Genomic DNA, 25,446 nt, shown 5'->3' with positions numbered 1-25,446 from the left:
TATTTTGTTTGACCTTTATTGACCTTGGATGTATGATAAAACTATCACATCATCCAATGATTATAAGTGATGAAGGAGGAATTTACATTGAATTTAGTACCTACAGTAATTGAACAAACAAACCGCGGAGAACGTGCATACGATATCTACTCACGCTTGCTGAAAGACCGAATCATTATGCTGGGAAGCGGAATCGATGATAACGTTTCTAATTCGATTGTATCTCAGCTTCTATTCCTGGCAGCTGATGACCCAGATAAAGATATTTCTCTTTATATCAACTCACCAGGCGGATCTATTACAGCTGGAATGGCAATTTACGATACGATGCAATTCATCAAACCCAATGTATCTACCATTTGTATCGGTATGGCAGCATCTATGGGAGCTTTCCTGTTGGCTGCTGGTGAAAAAGGTAAGCGTTATGCACTACCAAACAGTGAAGTTATGATTCACCAGCCATTAGGCGGAACGCAAGGCCAGGCAGCTGACATCGAAATTCATGCTCGCCGTATCTTGCAAATGCGTGAAAAGTTGAATAAAATCCTTTCTGAGCGTACTGGGCAGCCGTTAGAGGTTATCGAGCGGGATACCGACCGTGATAACTTTATGCCAGCTCATACAGCGAAAGAATATGGATTGATCGACAAAGTAATGGAAAAGAAGCCGACCGAATAATAATTAATTTTTCATTCAAAAAGAGACCCTGACCTCCCGGTCAGGGTCTTTGATATGGAAGCTCTTTTACTCAAAATACCACACACAATGTTCATTTATTCACATAAGTAACATCAACCATTACGCTTTTATAACGAAAGCCTGCAGTTCTTCCATAGCCGGTTCTTCATCAGAACCTTCGGTAATCAGCAGCACTTCTTCATCGGCTCCAATAGCAAGGCTCATCAATCCCATTATGCTTTTGGCATTTACTCTTTTTCCGTCCTTTTCAATGAATATATCGGATGAAAAACGATTAGCTAATTGCACGAATTGGGCTGCTGGTCTCGCTTGCAGACCTGTTTCCAATTCAACTTTCAACGACCGTTCAACCACCTGAATTCTCCTCTCTTCTACACTCCTATATGGGAAGCGGTATCATAGTTGGTGATAGAAAAAACGCTCTCCTTGAAAGCGTTTTTTAATTGCATTCATTATAGCATGAATCTTCTATCATTGACATGGATTACACTTGGAAATCGAAATCCCCTTATTGCTGGGAAGTCGGATAAATCTCTCCTTTTTTCACCTTCTCAGCAAACTCATCAATTTTCCTTAGGCGGTGATTTACTCCGGATTTGCTGATTTTCCCTGTAGAAACCAATTCACCTAATTCCTTCAAAGAAACATCCTGATGCAACAGACGCAGCATTGCTACCTCCTGCAGTTTTTCTGGCAGAGCTTCAATACCCACGGTATTTTTAATAAACTTGATATTTTCTACCTGGCGGAATGCAGCTCCAATTGTTTTATTCAAGTTTGCCGTTTCACAATTGACAAGGCGGTTTACGGAGTTTCTCATGTCACGGACTATCCTTACATCCTCAAACTTGAAGAGTGCCTGATGGGCCCCGATATTACTGAGAAATTCTGTTATTTTCTCTGCTTCTTTGATATAAGTGATATACCCTTTTTTTCTTTCCAGTGTTCGAGCATGCAAGTTAAACACATTCATCAACTCGCATAAAGCTTCATTATGTTCTTGATAAGAATTATAAATTTCCAAGTGATAAGAAGAAGTTTCTGGATTATTGACAGAACCACCTGCAAGAAAAGCCCCCCTAAGGTAGGCGCGTTTACAGCAGATATCCTTTTTATGATTGTCCGAAATGGTTCGGTTGAAGGAAAAAGGACCATCATTCATAATTTCTAATTCTTCTAAAAAGGCCTTAACTTCCTCTTTCATCCTAACTATATAGACATTATTCTTTTTTAAACGCATTTTCTTTCGGACAAGCAACTCCACTGGTGAGTGGTAGACTTTTTTAATCAGTGTATAGATCCGCCGGGCAATAGCAGCATTTTCCGTTTGAACGTCCAGCACGTATGTTTTATTTGAGTTCAAAGATACGGAGCCATTCATACGGATCAAGGCAGCCAATTCAGAATGAATGCAGCACGGTTTTTCCGCCTCCGCATTCGTTAGCTCTTTCTTAATTTCTGAAGCAAAAGACACGACGTTCACCTCCCTGCATAAAACTCCTTGCTATCTACAGCATACTGTAGAGCAGGTTTGCAATTTTTTTCGTATCATGGCGTAACATCGCTTTGGAATGATCGATGATATCTTCTTCAATGACTTCCAATTTCATCCGGCGAATTCGCTCATTATCATAAATGACAGGCTCTGCCTGTTCTTCAGCATAAATTTTCCTTACATCATGTTCGATTGGCTGGTTATGGACGATGATGGAATGGACACATCCTTGACCAACATGATCGATAATTGCTTTGACATGATCGCCTGCTGAATAGCCATCTGTTTCACCATGCTGTGTCATAACATTACATACGTAAGTTACTTTTCCTGATGTTTCTTTCAAGGCTTTAGAAATTTCTGGTATGATAATATTGGGAAGTGTACTTGTATAGAGACTTCCTGGTGCAATAACAATTAAATCCGCATGTTTAATTTCTTCCACCGCTTCCGGGAGCGGTTTTACGGGATCCGGCTCCAGAAATACACGCTTGATTCTTCCTCGATATTTAGGAATATTCGATTCCCCTGAAACTAAGGTCCCGTCTTCCATTTCCGCATGTAGATACATATTCTGGTTAGCGATTGGATAAATTTTCCCCTTTACATTAAGAACACGGGAAATTTCTTTGATGCCTGTAAAAAAATCGCCTTTCATGGAAGTCAGCGCGGCTAATAGTAGGTTACCCATGGAATGTCCGGACAATCCATTTCCACTTTCAAACCGATGCTGGAATAATTCCAGGAGCATTGGTTCAGCATCAGATAATGCTGCAATCACGTTCCGTATATCTCCTGGAGCTGGAATGGACATTTCGTTCCTCAATCGACCGGAACTTCCCCCATCGTCGGCAACGGTCACGATAGCAGAAAGGTCAATTGGCAGGTCTTTGAGCCCACGAAGCAAAACAGGCATTCCGGTCCCGCCCCCCAAGACGACCACTTTAGGCTTTCTATTTATTGTCATGATCAATGGCCCTTTCTTTTATCGATATCACGATGGCTGGCATGGGTTACGTAACCGGTTGAAAAATGCTTGCGTAAATGTTCAGCTATCGCCACCGAACGGTGCTGTCCACCAGTACACCCGATTCCGATGATTAGCTGGCTTTTTCCCTCGCGCTTGTATTGCGGAAGCATGAACTGCAGCAGATCAATCAGTTTTTCGAGAAACTTCTGTGTATCAGACCATTTGAAGACATACGATGCTACTTCACTATTAAGTCCGGTGAGCGGCTGCATGTGTTCCACATAATGTGGGTTGGGTAAAAAACGTACATCAAATATTAAATCCGCATCAATCGGCACCCCGTATTTGAAACCGAAGGAAACCATTTGAACCGAGAATATTTCACGTTTCTTCTGTGTATTGGCATACGTCTGGATGATTTGCTCCCGTAACTCTCTCGGCTTCAAATCAGTCGTTTCTATAATTGTTTGCGCTCTTCCCCGTAACTCATCGAGCATCCGGCGCTCTTGTTTAATACCATCTAAAGGCAGCCCATCCTTCGCCAATGGATGGGAACGTCGTGTTTCCTTATAACGGGAAACCAACGCCTGATCCTGTGCATCCAGAAACAGGATGTGTTCCTGCAGCCATGGCTCATCCACTAGCTTATCCAATACTTCAAATAATGCATCAAAAAATTCCCGCCCTCTTAAATCCATCACAAGAGCTACATTTTCAATGTTATTAGAAGAATCCTTCATCAACTCAAGAAACTTTGGCAGCAAAGCCGGCGGCAGGTTATCCACACAGAAAAAACCTAAGTCTTCAAAGCTTTGTACCGCCACTGTTTTACCAGCCCCAGACATTCCCGTGATGATTACCAGCTGTGTCTCTTGTTCTTTTTTAGTCATTTTGTATCCACTCCTATCAGGCAGCAGTCTCTATATATGAAACAAACATTGCTGGCGCGACTCTAATTATTCAGGATCTGTCGGATCTAAGTCGACATCGAGCAGCTGATAGTCAGGGGTATAGACAAACGTTCCATAAACTTGCTCATTACTCGTCAGTATATGGTTAAAAATATGCCGATCGCCTTCTGCCATAGGCTTGCTAAGTACCTCAGCCACTGGCACCCATTCCAGCTCACCTTCTTCGCTTTCCTCTAACAGTGATCCCTCATATTCGGTGCAATAAAAAGTAAACATCATCCATTCCTGGACAGTTTCGTCGCCATCCCGGATGATGAAAGTGAATGACCCTCTCATTTCAGGGTTTTTAATTGCCAATCCGGTTTCCTCGCTGAATTCCCGGACAGCTGATTCTTTAATCGATTCACCAGGTTCCATTTTACCTCCAGGTGCCACATACCAGCCCCTTCTCGGTTTTTTTAACATCAAAACCTGATCATCTATGTGCAAAATACAATTCGTTACTCGCTGCAATTACTTCACCTCATCCTTAGTCGGAGGACATCATATATTATTATACAATGAATCAGATTCGTCCCACAATGTTCCTATCCACAAAAAAATGCACAGGCGGTTAGGCACCTGTGCACAATAGATCTATCTATTAAAAGGGGGTCAATTAATTAATTATATTGTACCCCACAATTGTTTCATGCGTGTTACAGGAGAGTTAAGTTGCAATTACTATTCCAAAAGTCCTGCACACCTGCCCTCACACGGCCGCGGATTACTTATTCGCAACCTTCAATTCTTCCATCAGGTTTTCGATATAATGCTGGGCAGATTGGGCAGCAATGCTTCCGTCCCCAGTTGCTGTCACTATTTGACGAAGCGTTTTTTCCCGAATATCCCCGGCTGCAAAAATCCCTGGAATCTTTGTTTCCATATTTTCATCAGTCGGTATATAGCCTTGTTCATTTGTAATACCTAAACTTTTAAATGGTTCACTTAGCGGAATCATTCCAATATAGATGAATACTCCATCTGTATTAAATTCGTATTCTTCTTCTGTCTTCTTATTGAATAATGTTACACTGCCTACTTTTCCATCTTTATCATTGATGGATTTCAATACTGTATCCCAGACGAATTCCACTTTTTCATTTTCAAATGCACGTTGCTGCAGAATTGGCTGTGCTCTCAATTCATCACGACGGTGGACAATTGTAACCTTGCTGGCAAAGCGAGTCAGATACACCCCTTCTTCTACGGCAGAGTCTCCTCCACCAATGACAACCAGCTCTTTATCACGGAAAAATGCCCCATCACATACAGCACAATAGGAGACACCGCGTCCTCCCAGTTCTTTTTCACCAGGAACACCGATCTCTTTATATTTAGCCCCCGTACCAATGATGACGGCACGTGCTTTATATTCTTTATTTCCTGCTACAACTGTTTTATATTCTTTGCCATCTTTAATTTCCTTAATATCTCCATAGGCATATTCGGCACCGAACTTTTTGGCATGCTCGAACATCTTGTTGGAAAGATCAGGCCCAAGAATGCTTTCATAACCAGGATAGTTTTCGACATCTTCTGTGTTAGCCATTTGACCACCTGGAATTCCACGCTCAATCATAAGCGTATCTAAATTCGCACGTGACGTGTAGACAGCAGCTGTCATTCCTGCCGGCCCTGCACCTGCGATAATTACATCATAAATATGCTCTTCCATTTTTAATTCAGCCCCCTATATACATTGACTCGAACTAGTCAGTTTCATACTATCATCCTATAAAATTGTATCTCTTGCGTCTATTAATATGCTCACTAGGGTATGAGTGGAACGTCATCTCCCCAAACGCTGTCAAGATGCGTTCCAAGGGCCGCCTTCCTCACTCATTTCCGGGTATTTTTTACACCCTTCTTCCCACAAATGCAATGCCTTGGAAGGCTTTCCAGTATGATAGGATGCGATGCTGTGCCATTTATAAAATGTTTTCGTACGTTTAACATCTTTCGACCGGATGGATTGGAACCGCTCGCATGCTTCCTGGTAATGGCCAGTTCTTGTCAATGCCTGGGCAATATAGAGTTTTTGATGGTCATGGATTGGAAAAATCTTTTTTACCATCATAATATGTTCATCACTGCGATCGTCATTTGGTTCTTTATAAAAAATAGCTAAATTGACATGGCTGTGCAAATTGTTCGGTTTGTTTTCAAGCCACTGCTGCTCTAACTCGATCGCCTCATCTTCATCTCCACGATGGAATAGCGCAAATGTGTACTCATGCTTTGCCGCTGTATAATCAGGAAATAGCTGCATCATTTCTTCGAGGAGTACCAGCGCTTCTTCCCATTCCTGGCGCTGGAGATGATAAAGAGCAGTTTCCTGGTAAATGAGCAATTCATCCTCATCTTCCAGCGTCCAGTCATCCTCTTCATCTTCTTCCAAAGAAGTAACTAACTCTAATAATTGTTCAGCAGCTTCTTTGAAATCGCCTTGTTCCGTCTTTTCCAAATAGGCTTCTGCATATTTTTTCGCATCTTTAAATAAACCAAGATGCGCATAATTGTTTGCAATTAAGTAATAACAATCAACATATTCTTTTCCGAATACCGAAAGTACTTCGGTCAATAATTGGTTCGCTTTATGATAGGAGCCCTGCTCTGTGTGGACGACAGCCAGTTGACAAGCATATAGGGGTTCATCAGGAGATTTTTCTATCGCTTTTTTCAGCCATTTGACAGCCATGGTGAAATTTCTTTTTTGGAAAGCCTGCACACCATAACTGAAATAAAACTCCCCATCCGCTACAAAATGAATCACGTTATCATTCATATTTTTTGTGGCTCCATTCCTAGAAGTAGGCATCAATATCCTCCTATCACCGTTTCAGTACGTATGACAGTATAACACAGATGTATAATAGGATATAGACTATTTTTGACAAAAACAGTAAAATAGTCGGATATGATCAACGATGTCTTTCTTCCAGTACGCCAAGAACTTTATCAAAAGAAACGTCACGGTCTGTCAGGAGCACTAATAAATGAAACAACAGGTCTGCAGATTCCAGGGAAAGCTCTTCAGCGTCATTGTTTTTAGCGGCAATAATGACTTCTCCTGCTTCTTCTCCAATTTTCTTGGCAATCCTGTCGACACCTTCCTGAAACAGCTTACTTGTATAGGAGCCTTCCGGATTGGTCGCTTTCCTGTCAGCAAGGACCTGTTGCAATTGATCAAGTATTTCATAACGATTTTCCGAAAGTGAAGCCTTGTCACTTGTGATAGCTTCAGAAAAGCAGCTGTAATCCCCTTTATGACAAGCTGGTCCGTTCGGTACAACTTGTACCAGCAAAGCATCCTGGTCACAGTCATAATGAATGCTGGTAACTTGCTGAGTGTTGCCGGAAGTTTCTCCCTTATGCCATAACTCCTGACGTGAGCGGCTGTAAAATACGGTCTCGTTTGTTTCCAGGGTTTTCTCCAATGATTCCTTATTCATATATGCCAGTGTCAGAACTGATTTGCTTCGCGCATCCTGGACGATTGCGGGTACCAGCCCCTTTTCATCGAACTGTATATTATCTAAATTCATCGCACGACCACTCCTTTTTCTTGAAGATAATCTTTCACACGTTGCACGGATGTTTCCTTATAATGAAAAATCGATGCCGCCAGTGCTGCATCTACATCTGTTTTTTGAAAAACTTCAAGGAAATGTTCTGCTGAACCAGCCCCGCCGGAAGCAATAACCGGAACGTTGACAACTTTTTGGACAGCTTGCAGCATCGCGAGATCGAAACCTGTTTTTTCACCGTCCTGGTTCATTGAGGTCAGCAGAATCTCTCCCGCTCCTAATCGAACAGCCTCCTTAGCCCAATCCTCAAGAAGCCAGTCCGTCGGTTTTCGTCCGCCATGGGTGTATACCCTCCAAGTCTCAACTTCAGAATCAAACCGGGCATCAATTGCCACGACAATACATTGAGTACCAAAGTAGTCGGAACTTTCTTTGATCAAATCCGGTCTTCTGACAGCAGCAGAATTTAAAGAAACCTTGTCCGCACCTGCACGGAGGATTGCCCTGATATCTTCCAGTGATCCGATTCCACCACCTACAGTAAAAGGAATCGCTAATTCAGAAGCAACTTCCCGGACGACATCGATCATCGTTTTCCTTCCCTCATGAGTGGCTGAAATATCCAAAAAGACAAGCTCATCGGCACCTTGTTCATCGTAAACCTTTGCCAGTTCGACTGGGTCACCGGCATCCCGGATTTCTACAAACTGGATTCCTTTCACCACTCTTCCTTCCTTGACATCCAGGCAAGGAATAATTCGTTTGGCAAGCATCACGCTTCCTCCTTCAAGGCATCTTCAAGGGAGAATTGGTTTGTATAAAGAGCTTTTCCTACGATGGAACCGATCACTTTGCTTGATTGATATTGTTTCAGTTCACGAAGATCTTCCAGGCCCTTAATACCCCCTGATGCGATAACATTAGTGTTGGTCTCTTCAGCTAAACGGACAATTTCTTTGGTGTTAGGCCCAGAAAGCATCCCATCCTTGGCAATATCAGTGTAAATAAATGTTTCAGCTCCGGCTTCAGCCAGTTCCTTTCCAAGAGATACGGCAGTTACTTCAGAACTTTCCAGCCAGCCGTCCGTGGCAACATAACCATCTCTGGCATCTAGTCCGATGGCAATCTGGTGTTTGAATTTAGCGAGCAATTCTTTAGTAAGCTCCAGATTACGAATAGCCAGGGAACCGATAATTACACGATCGACACCTTGTTCTAAATAAAAACGGACATCCTCTTCCGAACGGATGCCTCCTCCAATCTGTACGGAGCACGATAATTCTTCAGCTGTTCGAATCACATGCCTGGCATTCTGTCTGGATCCCTCTTTTGCCCCATCGAGATCGACCATATGAATCCAGCTGGCTCCAGCTTCCGCAAACCCTGCCGCGACTTCGAATGGATTTTCTCCATAAACGGTTTCTTTATTAAAGTCCCCCTGCTCCAGGCGGACGCATTTTCCGTCCCGCATATCGATCGCCGGGTAAATCGTAAAACTCATTCCTGGGTCCCTCCTTGTTCCGGTACTATTTTCTTGCAAAAATTCTCTAACAACTGCATGCCGGCTCTGCTGCTCTTCTCCGGGTGGAACTGGCTGGCGTATAACGAACCTTTGCCCACTATGCCAGGAACTTCCACATGGTAATCCGCAGTAGCAAGCAATATCGAACGATCTTCCGTAAAGACATAATAGGAGTGCACAAAATAGACATATTCGTTATGAATACCTTCCAGTAACGGATGGTCCGGCTGCTGGATATCAAGCCGGTTCCACCCCATATGTGGAACTTTATAAGAAGAGCCCTGTTCATCTATCCCAGGAAATCTTACTATTCTGCCAGGAAGAAGACCAAGTCCTTCCGTCAGCTGGTTCTCTTCGCTTTCTTCGAATAATAATTGCATGCCGAGACAAATCCCGTAAATTGGAACTCTGGCTTCCGCTTTTTCCTTAATGAATTCCACAAAACCATGCTGCTTTAAAGCCTTGACAGCATCAGGAAAAGCTCCTACACCTGGAAGGATATAACCGTCACAATCAGCAATCTGCTCAGGTCGGTCTCCGAATTTATAAGGGACATCCATCCGCTCTAGTGCTTTGGACACGCTGAACAAGTTGCCCATGCCATAATCAATGATACCTATCATAATCAAAGACTTCCTTTCGTGCTTGGCACCCCTTTAATTCTTGGGTCAATTTGTGTCGCTTCATCCAAAGCACGCGCCAGCGCTTTGAACATAGCTTCTACAATGTGATGACTGTTGTGCCCATGGTGAAGGACGATATGTAAATTGATCCTGGCTTCCAGGGCGAATTTCCAGAAAAACTCGTGCACATTTTCCGTATCAAAGGTTCCTATTTTCGCAGCAGGGATCTCTGCCTTCCATTCCAAATGTGGACGGTCACTTAAGTCGACTGCAACCGTCACCAATGTTTCATCCATCGGCAAGGTCATCGAACCATAGCGTTTGATGCCAGCTTTATCTCCAACTGCCTGTCGGAATGCTTGACCGAGACAGATGCCAATATCTTCTGTCGTATGATGATCATCAACATCCACGTCCCCGTGACCTTTTACTTCCATATCAAACAACCCGTGCTTAGTAAACAGCTCCAGCATATGAGCTAAAAATGGGACTTGAACATCAAGCTCTTGTTTGCCGCTTCCATCCAGGTCAATCTTAAGACTGATGTCAGTCTCTCTTGTTTTCCGATCGATGGCAGCAATACGCTTATTACTCATCTTTTGTCTCCTTTCTAGACTCCACTGCTCTGGCATGTGCTTCCAGCCCTTCGAGTCTGGCAAACCGGGCAATCTTTTCGTGGTTTTCACGCCAGGCTTGTTCACTGTAAGAAATTATACTTGATTTCTTTATAAAATCGTCAACGTTCAGCGGACTTGAAAATCTTGCTGTTCCATTGGTCGGTAAAACGTGGTTTGGCCCGGCGAAATAATCACCGATCGGTTCACTGCTGTATCTTCCAAGGAATATAGCACCCGCATGCTTAATTTTTGCTAATTGCTCGAATGGAGCAGAAGTAACGACTTCCAGGTGCTCAGGAGCAATTTCGTTGATGGTGTCCTCCGCTTCTTCCATCGATTCACAAAGAATGATCGCTCCATAGTCTTCCACACTTTTCCGGGCGATTTCTTCTCGTGGTAATGTTTGCAGCTGCCGGTCAACTTCAGCTTGGACTGCGCTTGCCAGGAATTCACTGATCGTGACCAGTACGCTCGAGGAACGGGCATCATGTTCAGCCTGTGAAAGTAAGTCAGCTGCTACTTCTTCCGGTCGTGCGGTATCATCCGCAAGAATAGCGATTTCACTCGGTCCTGCAATCATATCAATCGCAACGTCACCGAAAACTTCCCGTTTGGCGAGGGCAACAAAAACGTTGCCTGGACCAACAATCTTATCGACAGGAGCAATGGTATCTGTTCCATAAGCCAGAGCAGCCACGGCCTGTGCTCCGCCGACTTTATAGATTTCATCGACACCCAGAATGTCAGCAGCCACCAATACTCCTGGCGGCAGTGTTCCTTCAGGGCCTGGAGGAGTAGTCATGGCTGTCCGTTCCACACCTGCTACCTGAGCGGGGATGACATTCATAAAAACAGAAGAAGGATAAGCTGCTGTTCCGCCTGGCACATAGACTCCCACAGCATCAATCGGTGTGATCTTCTGGCCGAGAATCGTGCCATCCTCCTGCGTGTCAAACCAGGAAGTAGACTTCTGTTTCGCATGGAAGCTACGTATGTTGGCAGCAGCTTCTTTCAAAACCTCAACCAGTTCTCCATCCATTTGTTTGTATGCCTGTTCAATTTCCGCTTTTCCAACCTTACTATTATCCAAAGTCACGCCGTCAAATTTTTCCGTAAAAGAACGGAGAGCCTCATCGCCTCTTTCTTTGACGTCTGCGATGATTTCTTTGACGGCCGCTCGTTGTTCTTCTGTTCCTGCATCCACACTGCGCTTGAATGAAGTGATTTCATTCTTTTTCAGGATTTTCATACATAGTCCTCCCCTACCACTTCACTCAATTGGTTGACCATTTCATCAATTTCCTTGCTTTTCAATCGGTAGCTTACAGGATTGACAATCAACCGTGATGTAATACCGACAATTTTTTCATACTCTACTAGCCCATTTTCTTTCAACGTTCTTCCTGTAGAAACGATATCCACAATCCGATCTGCAAGCCCGATTAACGGAGCGATTTCAATCGAGCCGTTCAGTGGAATGATTTCAATTTGCTCCCCTTGCTCACGAAAGTAATCAGAGGCTACTTTTGGATATTTTGTCGCTATCTTCGGAGCAATTTTGCTGAGCGGCTGATTCGGAAGGCCGGCCACAGCGATATAACAAGGACTGATGCCAAGGTCAAGGACTTCGTAAACATCACGGTCCTGCTCCAATAGGACATCTTTCCCTGCGATTCCAATATCGGCTGTCCCATATTCTACATATGTCACCACATCCATCGGTTTTGCCATCATAATCCTTAGATTTTGTTCCGGGAACTCTAAAATCAACTTCCTTGATTCCTCTTGGTTGGACAGGAGGTCATATCCTGCTTGCTTCATCAGCTCAGCTGCTTCTTCAAAGATCCGTCCTTTTGGCATAGCAATTGTCAAAGGTTTACGCATCATGGCCACCTCCTGTCGTCAAATCAATCGCTTCTACAAGTTCTGCTTTGAATTGCTGCAGGTCAGGAACCTGATCTACATGCTGCAGTAATACGCTTTTCCCTTCTTGTCGAAGGTCCTGCGCCTGCTTTAACCCATCAGCAAATGTATCGTCATCAACCAGGATGCCAATCCGTTCGTCTCCGTTAGACTGTTTGGCAAGCGCTTCTACCAGACGTTCCAGGTGGATGGCGAATCCGGTAGCAGATGCATTCAATTGGAAAGAAGGAAGCAATTGATCATAACGTCCGCCATTACATAACAAAGAGCCTAAGTTAGGGGCATACCCCTCAAAAAGAATGCCAGTGTAATAGTCCATATGACTGATCAAGTTGAGGTCGAAACTGACGTACTGCTCCACTTGATACTGCTTCAGTATTTTGTACAGCTGCTTCAGTTCATTAATAGCCTGCAGGCATTCCTGATTACGGGCAAGCGACTTGCTTTGGTCGAACACTTCATCTTCTCCCCGCAACTTCAACAGCCCCATCAATGCGCGCTTTGCTTCCTCATTTAATGGAAGAGCTTTAACCGCTTCCTGGTAGCCAACGTGATTTTTCCGATAGAGGTAGCTCATTAATTCTTCTGTTAATGCTGGATCGTCATCGCCTAGTATTTCTTTGAAAAAGCAACGGACGTATCCGACATGACCGATTGTAATCTGAAAATCTTGCAAACCTGCCCGTTGAAGAGAACGGATCAACAAGGCAATTACTTCGGCATCCCCATAAGACGAATGATCGCCGATCAGTTCTGTTCCAACCTGTTCAAATTGGGCCGGCTTTCCTCCTTCTGTCTGCTGCGCACGAAAAACCGGTCCATCATAGGCCAAACGAAGCGGGAACTCTGCACGCTTGAGCTGAGATGCGGCCACACGCGCAATCGGAGCAGTCATATCCGGTCGCAATACAAGGGAATGACCTTGTTGATCCAGGAGTTTGAACAATTGCTGGTCCAAGGTAGCACTCGCTTCCCCGACTGTCTCATAATACTCCAGTATTGGTGTATCCATAAACATGTAGCCGAAGTTTGAGATTTCTTCCGTCAATAATTCACGAGCTTGTTTCTTCTGATTATAAAAAAAGGGAAGCGTGTCCCGCATTCCCAGTGGCTTTTCAAACATTAACCGCTTTGCCATGGAGTGCATCCTTTCTTTTAGAAAATCTATTCGAATCCTTTAGCTTGCTAATATGATAACGTAATAAAGATAGTCCGTCAAACAAAACTGGCTCTTTTATTTGTTCCCTTTTCGCGACCGAGTAGAACCCCTTTGTCACCTAATTAATCAAATTAGTATATGTACCTCTCCTTATATTAGCCGATTTTAGCATGTTAGTAGCTTATTTTTAATTTTTATTGGCTAAATGCAGAACCCCCGTCCGGAAAACAATCGTTTTCCGGACGGGGGTAACTATAAAAAACTAAGCCATCATTGGCTCTGCAGGTTCTACAGCTTCTTTCAAAAGCTGGTCTAATTCTTTCCTATAAGCTCTTTTCTGCGTCTCGTTCCAGTTCAGTTCTTTTGCCATATAAGCAATTACCGCATCTTTGTGCTGGTGGACCCAGTCAATGTTAAAGAATAAAGCCCCGGTTCGCCGAACGAAGAAGTCAACTGGACGATAGACCAGTTCGTATTCCAGACCATATTGCAACATCGCAAATGCGACACGATCGATACCTGCTGTCTCTGCCCTATCTTTTCCTTGTTCATAAAAATCGAAGACAAGACCGACATTTGATCCATATAAATCTGCCAGTTCTCGTGCCTTTTCCTCAGGAAGCCCGATCGATTTTCCCTGGCTTGTTCTTTCCTCCAGATATTTCTCAAATCTTTTTGCTCCGCCAACATTTCCACCCGAAATTGGCATATGCTTTGTCTCTGAATCAGAATAGCGGATTCCTTCATCTTCCATAAACATGTCACGGACAAGATCGATTGCTGTTTCCGCCATTTTGCGATAGCCGGTCAGTTTCCCACCAGCCATGGAAATAAGTCCGGAATCAGAAATGAATATCTCATCTTTCCGGGAAATTTCAGATGGGTCTTTCCCTTCTTCATGAATCAACGGTCGTAAACCTGCCCAGCTCGATTCAACATCTTCCACGGTGATATCCACCGTCGGGAACATGTAATTGATCGAATCGATTAAATATGCGCGATCTTCTTCCGTCATGGTTGGATGTGCAATATCCCCTTCATAAGTTGTATCGGTCGTCCCGACATATGTTTTTCCATCGCGGGGAATCGCGAAAACCATTCGTCCGTCTGGAGTGTCAAAGTAGATTGCTTGCCTTAGTGGGAAACGTTTTCCATCGAAAACCAAGTGAACACCTTTCGTCAAATGAAGGGTTTTCCCTTTTTTGGAACCGTCAATTTCACGCAGGTGATCCACCCATGGACCACCTGCATTTATTATTTTTTTCGCACGAATTGTGTAACGCCTTCCGTCGGTTTGATCTTCTATAATAGCACCGGTAATTTTAGCTTCATTGTCGTAGCTGAAGTCGACCACTTTAGCATAGTTGGCTGCCAGGGCACCATGCTCTACCGCCTTTTTCAATACTTCCAATGTCAAGCGTGCATCATCCGTTTTATATTCCACATAAAAACCTGCGCCCCTCAAATTATCACGTTTAATCAACGGCTCCCGTTCTATCGCTTCTTCTGCTGAAAACATGGTTCTCCGTTCTGATTTTTTGACACCGGCAAGGTAATCATAGACACGCAGGCCAAGGTTGGTGGAAAGAGGGCCGAATGTCCCCCCTTTGTGGAAGGGCAGCATCATCCATTCGGGCGTAGTCACATGCGGGCCATTTTGAAAGACAATTTCTCTTTCTTTCCCTACTTCTGCCACCATTTTCACTTCAAATTGTTTTAAATATCGCAGACCACCGTGAACCAGCTTCGTCGATCTGCTGGAGGTTCCTGCTGCAAAATCCTGCATTTCTACAACTGCTGTTTTCATCCCACGCGATGCGGCATCCATGGCTATACCCGCTCCTGTAATACCTCCCCCTATGATCAAAACATCCAATTGCTCTTCGGTCATGCTTTTCAATGTTTCCTGACGTTCATAACTTGAAAATTGACTCATTATTAAACCTCTCCTTGTGTCTATACTTATGATGCGGTTGAATTCACCCTATATTTCCTTTACCCGTAATCTCTTATTTCATGTATGGCAAAAGAGCAGGCTAACGAAAAAAAAGAGACCACGAACATGCTTTATAGCCAAGTCTATAAAGCAGCGTGGTCTCTCCGTTTCTCCAACCGAATCTTATTAACTTACTTTTATTATAGCAGTAGCTTTTTCATTATACAATCAAGATTTACAAAACAAAGAACTCTCAACTATCAAGTCGAAGACTTGATTTCGAGATAATAGTTGAAGTTAAGGGGCGTTGGGGAAGGATTCGCTTTCCGCGGGGAAGACGGCAAGCCCTTTGCCATATAAGGTACTCGAAATCGTGCTTGGAAAATTTAAACCTAATTTGTGAAGAGAATCCTGTTATAATGCTAAATTGATCGTGCTTCTGCCAAAAGCATACTATTTTTGATAGAAGCTTCGAGACACTAATAAACGCATGACGGCCGGGAAATTGCGAGACTCCTCGAAAGTGCTATGCATTTCCTTCGTACGGTGTCTTTTCGAGGAAGTATTTCTCAAAGTCCTATGGGATGAACATGAGCGGTGAGATCCCGCAGGGCTTTAGCCTGAGGAAGCTCACCGTACGCCCATGGAAAGCGAGTGATTTCCCGGACTTCCACACCGTTACTATCGTAACGGAAACAATATATCTTGAAACTGAGTATTCAATTAAAGGGGGCTTACCTGAAAAAAGCAGTGATTTAGAAATTCCATAAATCGCTGCGTGATGTTGAAATAGCAGTAGCACCGGCTTCAATTGCCTGATTGACTTCCTGATGATTGCGGATAAGACCGCCTGCTATGATAGGGATTCCCAAGGTTTCTTTGATAAATGCTATTTGCTCCGGTAAGATACCCGGAAGCAGTTCGACATAATCCGGCTTTGTTTTCTGGATCAGTTTCAGGTTATGATCTATCGCATGACTATCAATCAAAAACATTCGCTGTATAGCTGTCATACGATACCTTTTACTCTGTTGAATCACACTGGCTCTTGTAGAAATGACACCATCCGGCTTGATATCCTGACCGAGAAATTCCATGCCATAATCGTCCGTCTTTAAACCTTGAATTAAATCCGTGTGGACGAACACACTTTTCCCTGCCTTTTGGCCATATCGAACCAAATGCTTCAACTGGGAAACTCTCGTATCCAATAAAACGATATAATCACTGTCGCTCTCCAGCAGCTTTTCAAAATCCTTTATCTTTTTCACGGCAGGGAGAATTTTCTGCTCAATCATAGTTCCGGTCTGCCTTCCGTCGCAAAGAATTCATCCCGGTCCATTCGTTCCTGCAGCTCCTCTTCGTTATAGATGATCCGCATTGGATTACCTCCGACGAAGCAACCCGCGGGCACATCTTTATGAACCAGGGTACCTGCAGAAACAATTGCGCCATCACCAATTTCTACTCCCGGAAGAATGGTTGAGTTTGCGCCGATCATGACTTCACTCCCGATTCTGACGTCCCCAAGCCGGTATTCTTTAATTAAATATTCATGCGCGAGAATCGTAGTATTATATCCAATTACGCTATTTTCACCGACAAAAATCTTTTCCGGGAACATGACATCGAGCATCACCATCAGAGCAAAAGCTGTCTGATTCCCTACCTCCATACGGAGAAATTTACGGTATAGCCAATTTTTCATCCCAAGAAATGGAGTGTATCTGGCAGCCTGGATGACAAGGAAATTCCTGACTACTTTCCAAAAGGGAACTGTTTTATAGATATGCCATAATGAATTGCCATGATCAACACGATACCTCTCTGTCTTACGCATGGGTGTTCATCCCCCTATGATATCTAATATCTCCCTCATCTCGGTCAACATAAAATCAGGTTCCAGCGCTTCCAATACTTCCTTCCCCTTGATTGTCCAGGCAACGCCCGCTGTCTTTGTCCCGGCATTCTTGCCTGCTAATATATCATGAGTATTATCTCCAACCATCAGCGTCTCGGAAGCAGTGGAGCCCAGTTGCTCAAGCGCCTTATTTATCGGTTCAGGATCTGGTTTCGCATTGGTCACATCATCCAAGGTGACAACAACTGGAAAAGATTCTTTTAATCCTGTTAGTTTCAGCCCCATCTCAACGGTTTGACGCATCTTTGTCGTAACAATTCCCAGTTTATAACCTTTTTCTTTTAAAATTTCGATGGTTTCCACTACAGTAGGATATGCTTCCACTAACTCATCATGATGCTTAATATTATGCTCACGGTAAACATTAACCAGTTCTTCCACCCTGTCTTTATCTATCTTCGCGAGACTTTCTCTAAGCGGTGGCCCGATGAAGCTCATAATTTCCTCGCGGGAGTACAATCTGTTCCCGTATTGTTCCGTAGTGTGCGTAAAAGACGAGATAATCAATTCATTTGTATCAATTAATGTACCATCTAAATCAAAGAGTATTGTATTTATGCTCATGGATGTGTTCCTCTCTATTCTTTTCTAGCCTATTCCATACGAAACCGATAGCAGCGGTTAATAAAATGGCAGTAATCAGTCGAAATGCCAGGAGCGGCCATACCGGGATACCGAGTGGAATAAATATTAGTGTATCCTCTACAACGGCGTGGCAGGAAACCAGAAATATCATTGCCAGGTACATATCTTTCCTTGAAACTCCATCTTCCTTTACTGCCTGAATCATCATGCCTGCGCCATAAGCCAGTCCAATCGTCAAACCAGCAACCAACGTCATAGATGTATTGCGTTCCATCCCTAAAAATTTCGTCGCTGGGGCAACCCAGCCTGAGAATATATCCAGCCAGCCTTTTTCCCGCAAGTATTGCATAAACACCATCAACGGGATGACAATCAACGCCAATTGCAGAATGCCCATTGTCGCTGTCTGCAGTCCTTGCAGCACAATTTCCCCCCAGCCATCAGGTGTGGCTTCCTGTTTAGGCGCAAGTCCATAAACTGCCATCTCTTTACCGCCCTTCCACACCAGGTTGATGACTGCTGCAGAAATGAAGGCCAAAGTAAGCCGAAAACCGATGACGAACCACCAGCTGACCCCTACTCTTGAAGCGACGGTGGATTCAATCAGCAAATTGTGAGAAAACGATAGCATAACAGCCAGAATAAATACTTCTTTCACGGTAAAATCAAAAGAAAGGATGGCTGCGATGCCGGCATATAAATTTAAAAAGTTACCTAATACAAGGGGAACCGCTGCTTCTCCGGACAACCCGAGCCATGCCATGAACGGAGCAATTTTCTCCATGGCCCATGGCAAAACCGGTGTGAATCGGAGGATGGTGACAATCAATGTAACCGGAAAAATTACTTTTCCTAATGTCCATGTCACGGATAAGCCCTGTTTTAAACCTCTCATGATGATGCCTCTCACTAGTCCTCCCCCTTATCTCAAGCTTTCTTTCCATTATAATGCTTGTCCGCCATTTTCGATTTACGGCGGTAGATGATAGCTGCGATACTCGCAACTACTAATACAATTGAAATCGCCTGTGCTGTGCGGATATCCCCCACTAAGTACAAGCTATCAGTCCGCAGCCCTTCAACGAAAAAGCGTCCGATTGAATACCAGATGACATAACTTAGGAACACCTCGCCACGCAATGGATTATAGCGTCGCAGTACTAAAAGCAATACGAATCCGAGAATATTCCAGACTGATTCATACAAAAAGGTCGGGTGATACATTGTCCCTCCGATACACATCTGATTGGTGATAAATTCAGGTAAGTACTGCATAAAGTTGTTATAAAAACTTTCCGAAACTGGGCCGCCATGGGCTTCCTGGTTCATGAAATTGCCCCAGCGTCCAATCGCCTGACCTAGAAGGATACTTGGTGCAGCAATATCAAGCAGCATCCAGACAGATACTTTTTTCACCCGGGCATAGACGATGGCAGTAATTACCGAACCAATCAACGCCCCATGAATTGCTATACCACCTTCCCATATAGCGAATATATCCAATAGAGAACCGCCGGCATAGCGTTCCCATTCAAATATGACGTAATAAATCCTGGCAGATATAATAGCAACCGGGATAGCAATGACGACTGCATCAATCATCAGGTCTTTTTTTAATCCCAGCCGCTCCGTTTCCCTGACAGCCAGCCAGAGGCCCAAATAAGCACCAGCAGCAATGATGACACCATACCAGTAAATGGATAATGGGCCTAACTGTAAAAACACCCGATCCAGGGCTTCAGCACTACACGACACACAAACTCCTCCTTACTCTTCCATATGCTTTTCGCGATCGATGACATTCGTCAATCGCTGTGAAAATTCTTCTGCCGCGTTGACTCCCATACGCTTTAAGCGGAAGTTCATCGCCGCCACTTCAATGATGACAGCCAGATTTCTTCCAGGACGGACAGGGATCGTTGCTTTTGGTATTTCCACATCCATGATCTTCATCGTATCTTCATCCAGGCCCAGCCGATCATATTGCTTTTTCGGGTCCCATAATTCCAGGTTCATTACCATGGAAATCCGCTTATAATTCCGGACTGCGCCTGCTCCAAACAAGGTCATTACATTGATAATGCCTAGCCCCCGAATTTCTAACAAGTGTTCAATCAAAGGCGGACTATTTCCAATCAATGTATCAAAGTCTTCCTGGCGAATTTCCACACTATCATCGGCTACAAGACGATGGCCGCGTTTCACCAGTTCCAGTGCTGTTTCACTTTTACCTACACCGCTTTGGCCGGTGATTAAAACTCCGATACCATAAATATCTACCAATACCCCGTGAATCGCAGTAAACGGTGCAAACTTTGTCTCCAAAAAGTTGGTCAACCGGCTGATAACCCGAGTCGTTTTATAAGGAGAACGCATTAAAGGCACTCCAGCTTCCCTGGCGGAATCAATCAATTCTGGTGGAATATCCATACCTCGGGTAATGACGATTCCTGGAGTGACATCTGTACATAGTTTTTCCGTCCGATCTTTACGCTCTTCCGTATTCAATTCATTGAAATAAGATAATTCCGTTTTTCCTAATAACTGCAGCCGTTCTTTCGGGTAGAACTTAAAGTAACCGGTCATCTCCACCCCTGGCCTGGAAATATCACTCGTATGTATTTCACGATGGACGCCGTCCTCGCCCGTCACCAATTCTAGTTCGAATCTGTCCAATAAGTCCTGGGTGCGAACTTTCGACATATCGTCTCCTCCTCTACTATCATCTCAATTACTGTATCCTATTGTAGCATTTTTTCCAAATAACTTGGACAAAAACCGGTTATTTAAGAATGGCGTCATATTTTACCACCCACAACCGTTCATAATCGAAAGTTGGAGAGGAATAATGAAGAAAAGACGCAAAAGGATGGTGTGATTTTATGGAAATTCAAATTCCCCAGGAATCGCTGGATGCAGGGGATATCGTTTATGTCATTTACCGCAATCCACATACGCAAAATGTAGCAAATATACAGGAAGCAGCTGTGGTCCGTAACCCGGAAAAGACAGAGCAGCTCGCTCTCTTTTTATACGAAACCTATTATCCGCTGACAGAAGAAATAGCTATCTATCGAACCGAAGCTGAAGCGGAACAGGCATACGCTGATCATTTCGGCGGGAGTGAGCTCCCGTGGTAAAACCCTTCATTCCAGAACTCGTGTATATTGAGCCAAGGGCATTGGAGTACCCCCTTGGAAGAGAACTTAAGGAAAAGTTCGAAAATAAAGGGATCGAAATAAGAGAAACCACCTCCCATAATCACGTCAGGAATCTGCCAGGAGACAATCATTTTCAGCAATACCGCGTAGCCAAATCCACTCTTGTCGTAGGAGTAAGAAAAACCTTAAAATTCGACACATCCAAACCTTCTGCTGAATATGCCATCCCATTAGCTACCGGATGCATGGGCCATTGCCACTACTGTTATCTTCAAACCACGATGGGGAGCAAACCGTATATTCGGACATACGTCAACATAGAAGAAGTTTTCGAATCTGCAGAAAAGTATATGAAAGAGCGAGCTCCAGAACAAACAAGGTTTGAAGCCGCCTGCACCTCAGATATTGTAGGCATCGACCATTTGACTCATTCTTTAAAAAGAGCAATCGAATTTTTCGGCGGTTCTGAATATGGAAAGCTCCGTTTTGTAACGAAATTTGCCCACGTCGATCATTTATTGGATGCCAGGCATAACGGCAAGACACGCTTTCGCTTCAGTATGAATGCTGATTATGTCATCAAGTATCTGGAACCAGGCACCTCCAAGCTGGACGACCGGATCGAAGCCGCCGTAAAAGTAGCCAACGCCGGCTATCCTTTGGGGTTTATCATCGCACCGATTTATTTGTATGACGATTGGAAAGAAGGATACCGTGAATTATTTGAAAAGCTGGAAGCCAAATTGCCCGACTTCGCCAAAAAAGATCTTACGTTTGAATTGATTCAGCACCGCTTCACACAGCCGGCTAAAAAGACGATTCAAAAAAACTACCCGATGACCAAGCTGGAGATGGATGAAACAAAGCGACAATACAAATGGGGGAAATACGGAATCGGCAAATACGTTTATAAAAAAGAACAGCAAGAGGATATGAAAGATACCTTAAAAGGATACATTGAGAGATACCTTCCTGAAGGCAAATTTGAATATTTCACTTAAAAATAAATAATCGAGTATAAACAAGGTTTTATACTCGATTATTGTACGTATAGGATTATTTTTTAACAAAAGAATTCAAAATCAAGTTGAGGAGGGAAATGACTATGGCAGCGAGAATTGCCGTGAAAAATCCGTCAATTTCGAACATGTTTCCTAATATTGCATCAGTCAGCAATAACGTTATTGCATTGACAACAAATAAGAATAAACCGAGCGTCAAGATCGTAATTGGTAATGTAAGGACAACCAAAATCGGGCGCACAATTGCATTCAGAATAGATAAAATGAATGCTGCCAGCAGTGCTCCAGCTACTCCATCGATATGCACCGCCTGAAACAATGCAGCGACAATGAATAGCGCTAAAGCGTTTAAAATAATATGGAGCAGCCAATTTTTCATGAATCCATTCTCCTCTCATTCGGCATAATGAATATCGCCGCAAGGTAAACAAGAATTAAAGGAGAAATAGGAATCGTCAACACGACAAAGATAATACGAAGCAATATCGCATCTATATTAAAATACTCAGCTAAGCCGCCCAGCACTCCGGCAAGCATACGATCTGATTTTGACCTCATTAATTTTCCTTCCATTCTATTCTACCTCCTTTTAATTATTCAACAGTGACCGAACCTGTCTTAGTCTCTGCCTCTAAATAATATTCCTTTTCTTTCTGCTCATTAATCACAAACAGTAATTCTTTACGTACCACTTCATTTTTCTCTTTATAGATTTTCGCATGATCCAAATTGCACTTAAGACTCCCCATATTGGTTTGTAGCTTGCCATCAACTTTGACATGATTAGGAAGGTGGATGTTAATGCTGCCTGTTGTCGTTTGGAAAAACCCTGTATGCGCTTTGTCTCCGAAGTATTCGCATGTCACCCCTCCGGTGACAGTAGAAGCATCCAGCTTTCCAAAATCTCCGCTTAATTTCACAGAACCATTAATGGTATCCGCTTCAAGCTCATCAAAGGAACTTCCTTTAACATGAATGGTCCCATTGGACGTTTCCATATCACCATCTATACCGTTAATTCGATCCAAATGTATCGAACCGTTGGCAGTCTTCAATTCCATGTCATGCAGCTCTAGTCTTTGTAAAGCAATCGTCCCGTTGAACAGCTTGGCATGAACTTTTTCATAAAGTGATTCAGGGACATAGACAGTAACATCTGCTTTAATTTTCTTTTCTTCTAAACTTAAGGTGAGGGTGTTATCCGTTACTTTGAAATCAACTTGTTTGAGCAGGCTTTTTTTAGCAGCCTCATAGTCCTCCGCCTGGTAAACTTTCGCTTCGCATTCCACACGAGTCGCAGACTCCTTCCAGGACTTCAAAGTTAATGAACCATTCGCAATGGAAATTGTCAGGCGATCATAGGAATCATCCACGTTTTGATAGATATGGGAAACTTCCACATAGTCACCAAAATTCAAGTCAAAATCCGCATTCTTGATTTTTTGAAAAGCCTGTTCGAAATAATCCATGATATTCTTTTTCTTTTTATCTGGCTGTTTCTTCTCTTTTTTTGCGCCGTTTTCCCAGTCTACCTGTTTCGAAACAGTATGTGTTTGTTCATCTGTGTTTAATGCATCCAGCAGTTTGGATCCTTCTTCGGCAGAAATGGTGCCTTCTTCAATCATTCTCAAAATCCGCAACCGTTCCTCTTTCATCGCTTTCCTCCCCTTTCAACTGCGCGATTATCTACCTTTCATTATACGTCATCCATCCTATAATTTTATGCTTAATTTGTGACTTTATGATATAGATTTGTTAAACCTTGTTGTTTATTTATCATAAAGTCTTATTCAATTAAAGGGCCGAAAAGTCGAAGACTTGATTTCGAGATGTTATTTGGGAGTTTAGGGGCGGTGGGGAAGGATTCGCTTTCCAGCTCCATCACCTAGACACTCGCGACATAAGCAGTCCATCAACGGGAAGAAAAATCACTTCCCTTTTGATGTTCTGCTTATGCGTGTCGTGTCTCCCAAGGTGATTACGCATTAATTTCTTTCCGCGGGGAAGACGGCAAGCCTCCTCGAGCTAAAGCTCTGTGGGGTCTTGCCAGTCTATCCTTTCCCGCAGGAAAGCGAGTCGCTTCACAGCCTTTCGGTAACGGACCCAACTATCTCGAAACTGAGTCTTCAAGTAAAGGGAGCTTTAATTGTAAAGTCTACAAGGAGATTTCACACATTCTATTAAAAAAACTCCTGCAAAGAAGAGAACTAAAAAAGCACCTCAAGGTTGCTGGCATGAGGTGCTTTTCTGGAAGTATTCAATTTGTAAAATTCCAACGATAAAAACGTTCGTAGCGAAGGTGTTCTAATTCTTCGTTCTCATTGAAGTCGGGTTTTTCCTTAATCAGACTCATCATACCTGAAGCCTGGGAAAGATGCGTTTCAATAGCGGCCATCTTTTTATCCCAGTACGGTTTGACATCATGCCTGATGTCTGGTTCACCCAGTTCTTTTTCATAGTTAGTTGCAATAGCCTGTACCCATAGTTCCGGGCGGTGAGAGTCCTCGATATTGCTGACAGCTTCTATTACCGCTGTCCCAAGCGCGTTATGGTCAGGGTGAACGGCATAACCCGGATAGTGGGTAATTACCAGTGTCGGCTCGATTTCTTCAAGAATCGACTGGATATGCCCGGCTACCTGATCCATTTGTTCGAATTCCAATGTCTTATCCCGGTATCCAAGCATGCGGACATCAACATCCAATGCTTTGCAGGCTTTCAATAACTCTTCTTTACGGAAACTGGACAATGTCTCCCGGTTTGCAAATACAGGGTTCCCCATATTACGTCCCATTTCTCCTAATGTCCCGCAAAGATAAGTGACTGGACTCCCTTTTTCACGGTAGCTTGCAATGGTGCCTGCTGCCCCAAAGGATTCATCATCCGGATGGGGGTAAATGACTACTACATGTTCCTGACTGCTCATGATTGGACCACACTTTCATGGGAGAAAGGCTTTTCGCTGATTTGCAAGGCTACCATCAAGCGCCCTTCCCGATCATGGCCTGCCATCAAGAGCCGCCCTTGATCATCGATTTCATAGTCTGTTACCCCTTCCGCATAAACCCATCCTAAATCAAGCTTCAGTCCAACACGAAATGCGCCACCAGTTCCAACTATTTTTCCGTGCTCATATTTAACCTTGGCATTACGGATAAAAGCACCGACATTATATGCATTTTCATCAAAATGACTGGCGTATGCGCCATTTGTAGTTTCTAGATGAACAAAGACTTCTTTTTCCGCAAATTGATCAATCGCTTGCTGCACTTTTCCTTTAACAATTCCTTCCATCAGACAAGACTCCTCCCGTCAAACTATCTCTCGTTCAAC

31 protein-coding genes are annotated in these 25,446 nt (G+C 43.6%); 4 read left to right on the top strand and 27 right to left on the bottom strand.

Annotated features, from left to right (window positions below):
• Positions 1-87: 87 nt before the first annotated feature.
• Entirely contained in the window at positions 88-678 is a 591-nt protein-coding gene (gene clpP, locus FHS45_RS10020; RefSeq protein ID WP_062441188.1) for an ATP-dependent Clp endopeptidase proteolytic subunit ClpP, read from the top strand.
• A 120-nt stretch (positions 679-798) separates the two neighbouring features.
• On the opposite strand, the gene FHS45_RS10015 is transcribed toward clpP, so the two are convergent.
• The 16 genes from FHS45_RS10015 to FHS45_RS09940 form a co-directional block, all read right to left on the bottom strand.
• Positions 799-1,053, bottom strand: coding sequence for an HPr family phosphocarrier protein (locus FHS45_RS10015; protein WP_062441191.1), 255 nt, complete (start codon positions 1,051-1,053; stop codon positions 799-801).
• Positions 1,054-1,207: 154 nt separating this feature from the next.
• The gene (gene whiA, locus FHS45_RS10010) at positions 1,208-2,173 is read right to left on the bottom strand and encodes a DNA-binding protein WhiA (protein ID WP_062441194.1); all 966 of its coding nucleotides are present in this window, start codon (positions 2,171-2,173) and stop codon (positions 1,208-1,210) included.
• Between the two features lie 34 nt (positions 2,174-2,207).
• Positions 2,208-3,161 carry a gluconeogenesis factor YvcK family protein gene (locus FHS45_RS10005; RefSeq protein WP_062441197.1) on the bottom strand — a complete coding sequence of 318 codons (954 nt, stop codon included), beginning with the start codon at positions 3,159-3,161 and terminating at the stop codon, positions 2,208-2,210.
• Positions 3,162-3,163: 2 nt separating this feature from the next.
• Complete coding sequence (gene rapZ, locus FHS45_RS10000) at positions 3,164-4,054, bottom strand: RNase adapter RapZ (RefSeq protein WP_062441200.1); 891 nt, start codon at positions 4,052-4,054, stop codon at positions 3,164-3,166.
• A 66-nt stretch (positions 4,055-4,120) separates the two neighbouring features.
• On the bottom strand, positions 4,121-4,588 hold the full coding sequence (locus FHS45_RS09995) for an NUDIX hydrolase (RefSeq protein WP_062441205.1): 468 nt from the start codon (positions 4,586-4,588) through the stop codon (positions 4,121-4,123).
• A gap of 253 nt (positions 4,589-4,841) precedes the next feature.
• A complete protein-coding gene (gene trxB, locus FHS45_RS09990) occupies positions 4,842-5,792 on the bottom strand; it encodes a thioredoxin-disulfide reductase (RefSeq protein WP_062441207.1) in 951 nt (316 codons plus the stop codon).
• Between the two features lie 132 nt (positions 5,793-5,924).
• Positions 5,925-6,935, bottom strand: coding sequence for a tetratricopeptide repeat protein (locus tag FHS45_RS09985; RefSeq protein ID WP_062441211.1), 1,011 nt, complete (start codon positions 6,933-6,935; stop codon positions 5,925-5,927).
• 103 nt (positions 6,936-7,038) lie between these two features.
• The gene (gene hisIE / locus FHS45_RS09980) at positions 7,039-7,662 is read right to left on the bottom strand and encodes a bifunctional phosphoribosyl-AMP cyclohydrolase/phosphoribosyl-ATP diphosphatase HisIE (protein ID WP_062441214.1); all 624 of its coding nucleotides are present in this window, start codon (positions 7,660-7,662) and stop codon (positions 7,039-7,041) included.
• Positions 7,659-8,417, bottom strand: a complete 759-nt coding sequence (gene hisF, locus FHS45_RS09975; protein ID WP_062441217.1) for an imidazole glycerol phosphate synthase subunit HisF — start codon at positions 8,415-8,417, stop codon at positions 7,659-7,661. The genes hisIE and hisF overlap by 4 nt, the downstream gene beginning before the upstream one ends.
• Positions 8,417-9,145, bottom strand: a complete 729-nt coding sequence (gene hisA, locus FHS45_RS09970) for a 1-(5-phosphoribosyl)-5-[(5-phosphoribosylamino)methylideneamino]imidazole-4-carboxamide isomerase (RefSeq protein ID WP_062441220.1) — start codon at positions 9,143-9,145, stop codon at positions 8,417-8,419. Before hisA ends, hisF begins: the two co-directional genes overlap by 1 nt.
• The gene (hisH, locus tag FHS45_RS09965) at positions 9,142-9,789 is read right to left on the bottom strand and encodes an imidazole glycerol phosphate synthase subunit HisH (protein WP_062441224.1); all 648 of its coding nucleotides are present in this window, start codon (positions 9,787-9,789) and stop codon (positions 9,142-9,144) included. Before hisH ends, hisA begins: the two co-directional genes overlap by 4 nt.
• 2 nt (positions 9,790-9,791) lie before the next feature.
• Positions 9,792-10,385, bottom strand: coding sequence for an imidazoleglycerol-phosphate dehydratase HisB (hisB, locus tag FHS45_RS09960; RefSeq protein ID WP_062441227.1), 594 nt, complete (start codon positions 10,383-10,385; stop codon positions 9,792-9,794).
• On the bottom strand, positions 10,378-11,655 hold the full coding sequence (gene hisD / locus FHS45_RS09955; RefSeq protein ID WP_062441231.1) for a histidinol dehydrogenase: 1,278 nt from the start codon (positions 11,653-11,655) through the stop codon (positions 10,378-10,380). The genes hisB and hisD overlap by 8 nt, the downstream gene beginning before the upstream one ends.
• A complete protein-coding gene (gene hisG / locus FHS45_RS09950; RefSeq protein WP_062441235.1) occupies positions 11,652-12,290 on the bottom strand; it encodes an ATP phosphoribosyltransferase in 639 nt (212 codons plus the stop codon). The genes hisD and hisG overlap by 4 nt, the downstream gene beginning before the upstream one ends.
• Positions 12,283-13,467, bottom strand: a complete 1,185-nt coding sequence (locus FHS45_RS09945) for an ATP phosphoribosyltransferase regulatory subunit (RefSeq protein ID WP_062441238.1) — start codon at positions 13,465-13,467, stop codon at positions 12,283-12,285. The genes hisG and FHS45_RS09945 overlap by 8 nt, the downstream gene beginning before the upstream one ends.
• Positions 13,468-13,750: 283 nt before the next feature.
• Complete coding sequence (locus FHS45_RS09940; protein ID WP_062441241.1) at positions 13,751-15,424, bottom strand: glycerol-3-phosphate dehydrogenase/oxidase; 1,674 nt, start codon at positions 15,422-15,424, stop codon at positions 13,751-13,753.
• A 590-nt stretch (positions 15,425-16,014) separates the two neighbouring features.
• On the opposite strand from FHS45_RS09940, the gene FHS45_RS09935 reads away from it, so the two are divergent.
• Positions 16,015-16,194: a hypothetical protein gene (locus tag FHS45_RS09935; protein WP_062441245.1), complete on the top strand. Its 180-nt coding sequence runs from the start codon at positions 16,015-16,017 to the stop codon at positions 16,192-16,194.
• Here FHS45_RS09935 and FHS45_RS09930 read toward each other — a convergent pair.
• From FHS45_RS09930 to hprK, 6 genes are read right to left on the bottom strand one after another with little or no spacing between them, the layout of a single operon-like run.
• Positions 16,180-16,722, bottom strand: a complete 543-nt coding sequence (locus FHS45_RS09930) for a glycerol-3-phosphate responsive antiterminator (RefSeq protein WP_062441248.1) — start codon at positions 16,720-16,722, stop codon at positions 16,180-16,182. The genes FHS45_RS09935 and FHS45_RS09930 overlap by 15 nt on opposite strands.
• Complete coding sequence (locus FHS45_RS09925; protein ID WP_062441250.1) at positions 16,719-17,264, bottom strand: acyltransferase; 546 nt, start codon at positions 17,262-17,264, stop codon at positions 16,719-16,721. Before FHS45_RS09925 ends, FHS45_RS09930 begins: the two co-directional genes overlap by 4 nt.
• A 6-nt stretch (positions 17,265-17,270) precedes the next feature.
• Positions 17,271-17,909: a pyrophosphatase PpaX gene (gene ppaX, locus FHS45_RS09920; protein ID WP_062441253.1), complete on the bottom strand. Its 639-nt coding sequence runs from the start codon at positions 17,907-17,909 to the stop codon at positions 17,271-17,273.
• Entirely contained in the window at positions 17,884-18,840 is a 957-nt protein-coding gene (locus FHS45_RS09915; protein ID WP_062441256.1) for a nucleoside recognition domain-containing protein, read from the bottom strand. Before FHS45_RS09915 ends, ppaX begins: the two co-directional genes overlap by 26 nt.
• 17 nt (positions 18,841-18,857) lie before the next feature.
• The gene (gene lgt / locus FHS45_RS09910; RefSeq protein WP_062441260.1) at positions 18,858-19,685 is read right to left on the bottom strand and encodes a prolipoprotein diacylglyceryl transferase; all 828 of its coding nucleotides are present in this window, start codon (positions 19,683-19,685) and stop codon (positions 18,858-18,860) included.
• A gap of 12 nt (positions 19,686-19,697) precedes the next feature.
• The gene (gene hprK / locus FHS45_RS09905; protein ID WP_062441263.1) at positions 19,698-20,633 is read right to left on the bottom strand and encodes an HPr(Ser) kinase/phosphatase; all 936 of its coding nucleotides are present in this window, start codon (positions 20,631-20,633) and stop codon (positions 19,698-19,700) included.
• Between the two features lie 179 nt (positions 20,634-20,812).
• Here hprK and FHS45_RS09900 point away from each other — a divergent pair, with 179 nt between their 5' ends.
• Together FHS45_RS09900 and splB are read left to right on the top strand one after the other, a co-directional pair.
• Positions 20,813-21,070, top strand: coding sequence for a transcriptional regulator SplA domain-containing protein (locus FHS45_RS09900; protein ID WP_062441266.1), 258 nt, complete (start codon positions 20,813-20,815; stop codon positions 21,068-21,070).
• On the top strand, positions 21,064-22,092 hold the full coding sequence (gene splB / locus FHS45_RS09895) for a spore photoproduct lyase (protein WP_062441269.1): 1,029 nt from the start codon (positions 21,064-21,066) through the stop codon (positions 22,090-22,092). The genes FHS45_RS09900 and splB overlap by 7 nt, the downstream gene beginning before the upstream one ends.
• 55 nt (positions 22,093-22,147) lie before the next feature.
• On the opposite strand, the gene FHS45_RS09890 is transcribed toward splB, so the two are convergent.
• The 5 genes from FHS45_RS09890 to FHS45_RS09870 all read right to left on the bottom strand — a co-directional run bounded on the left by FHS45_RS09890 (position 22,148) and on the right by FHS45_RS09870 (position 25,407).
• Complete coding sequence (locus FHS45_RS09890) at positions 22,148-22,492, bottom strand: phage holin family protein (RefSeq protein WP_062441272.1); 345 nt, start codon at positions 22,490-22,492, stop codon at positions 22,148-22,150.
• Positions 22,489-22,671: a PspC domain-containing protein gene (locus tag FHS45_RS09885; protein WP_371872028.1), complete on the bottom strand. Its 183-nt coding sequence runs from the start codon at positions 22,669-22,671 to the stop codon at positions 22,489-22,491. Before FHS45_RS09885 ends, FHS45_RS09890 begins: the two co-directional genes overlap by 4 nt.
• A 35-nt stretch (positions 22,672-22,706) precedes the next feature.
• The gene (locus tag FHS45_RS09880; protein ID WP_062441277.1) at positions 22,707-23,768 is read right to left on the bottom strand and encodes a DUF4097 family beta strand repeat-containing protein; all 1,062 of its coding nucleotides are present in this window, start codon (positions 23,766-23,768) and stop codon (positions 22,707-22,709) included.
• 602 nt (positions 23,769-24,370) lie between these two features.
• Complete coding sequence (gene bshB2, locus FHS45_RS09875; RefSeq protein ID WP_062441281.1) at positions 24,371-25,039, bottom strand: bacillithiol biosynthesis deacetylase BshB2; 669 nt, start codon at positions 25,037-25,039, stop codon at positions 24,371-24,373.
• The gene (locus tag FHS45_RS09870; RefSeq protein WP_062441284.1) at positions 25,036-25,407 is read right to left on the bottom strand and encodes a YojF family protein; all 372 of its coding nucleotides are present in this window, start codon (positions 25,405-25,407) and stop codon (positions 25,036-25,038) included. The genes bshB2 and FHS45_RS09870 overlap by 4 nt, the downstream gene beginning before the upstream one ends.
• Between the last annotated feature and the right edge of the window lie 39 nt (positions 25,408-25,446).

Source organism: Thalassobacillus devorans (genome assembly GCF_011761345.1).
GTDB classification, from domain to species: Bacteria; Bacillota; Bacilli; order Bacillales; family Halobacillaceae; genus Thalassobacillus; species Thalassobacillus devorans.
Note: the sequence above shows the minus strand (reverse complement) of the source record. Positions and strands in the feature narration are given on the sequence as shown.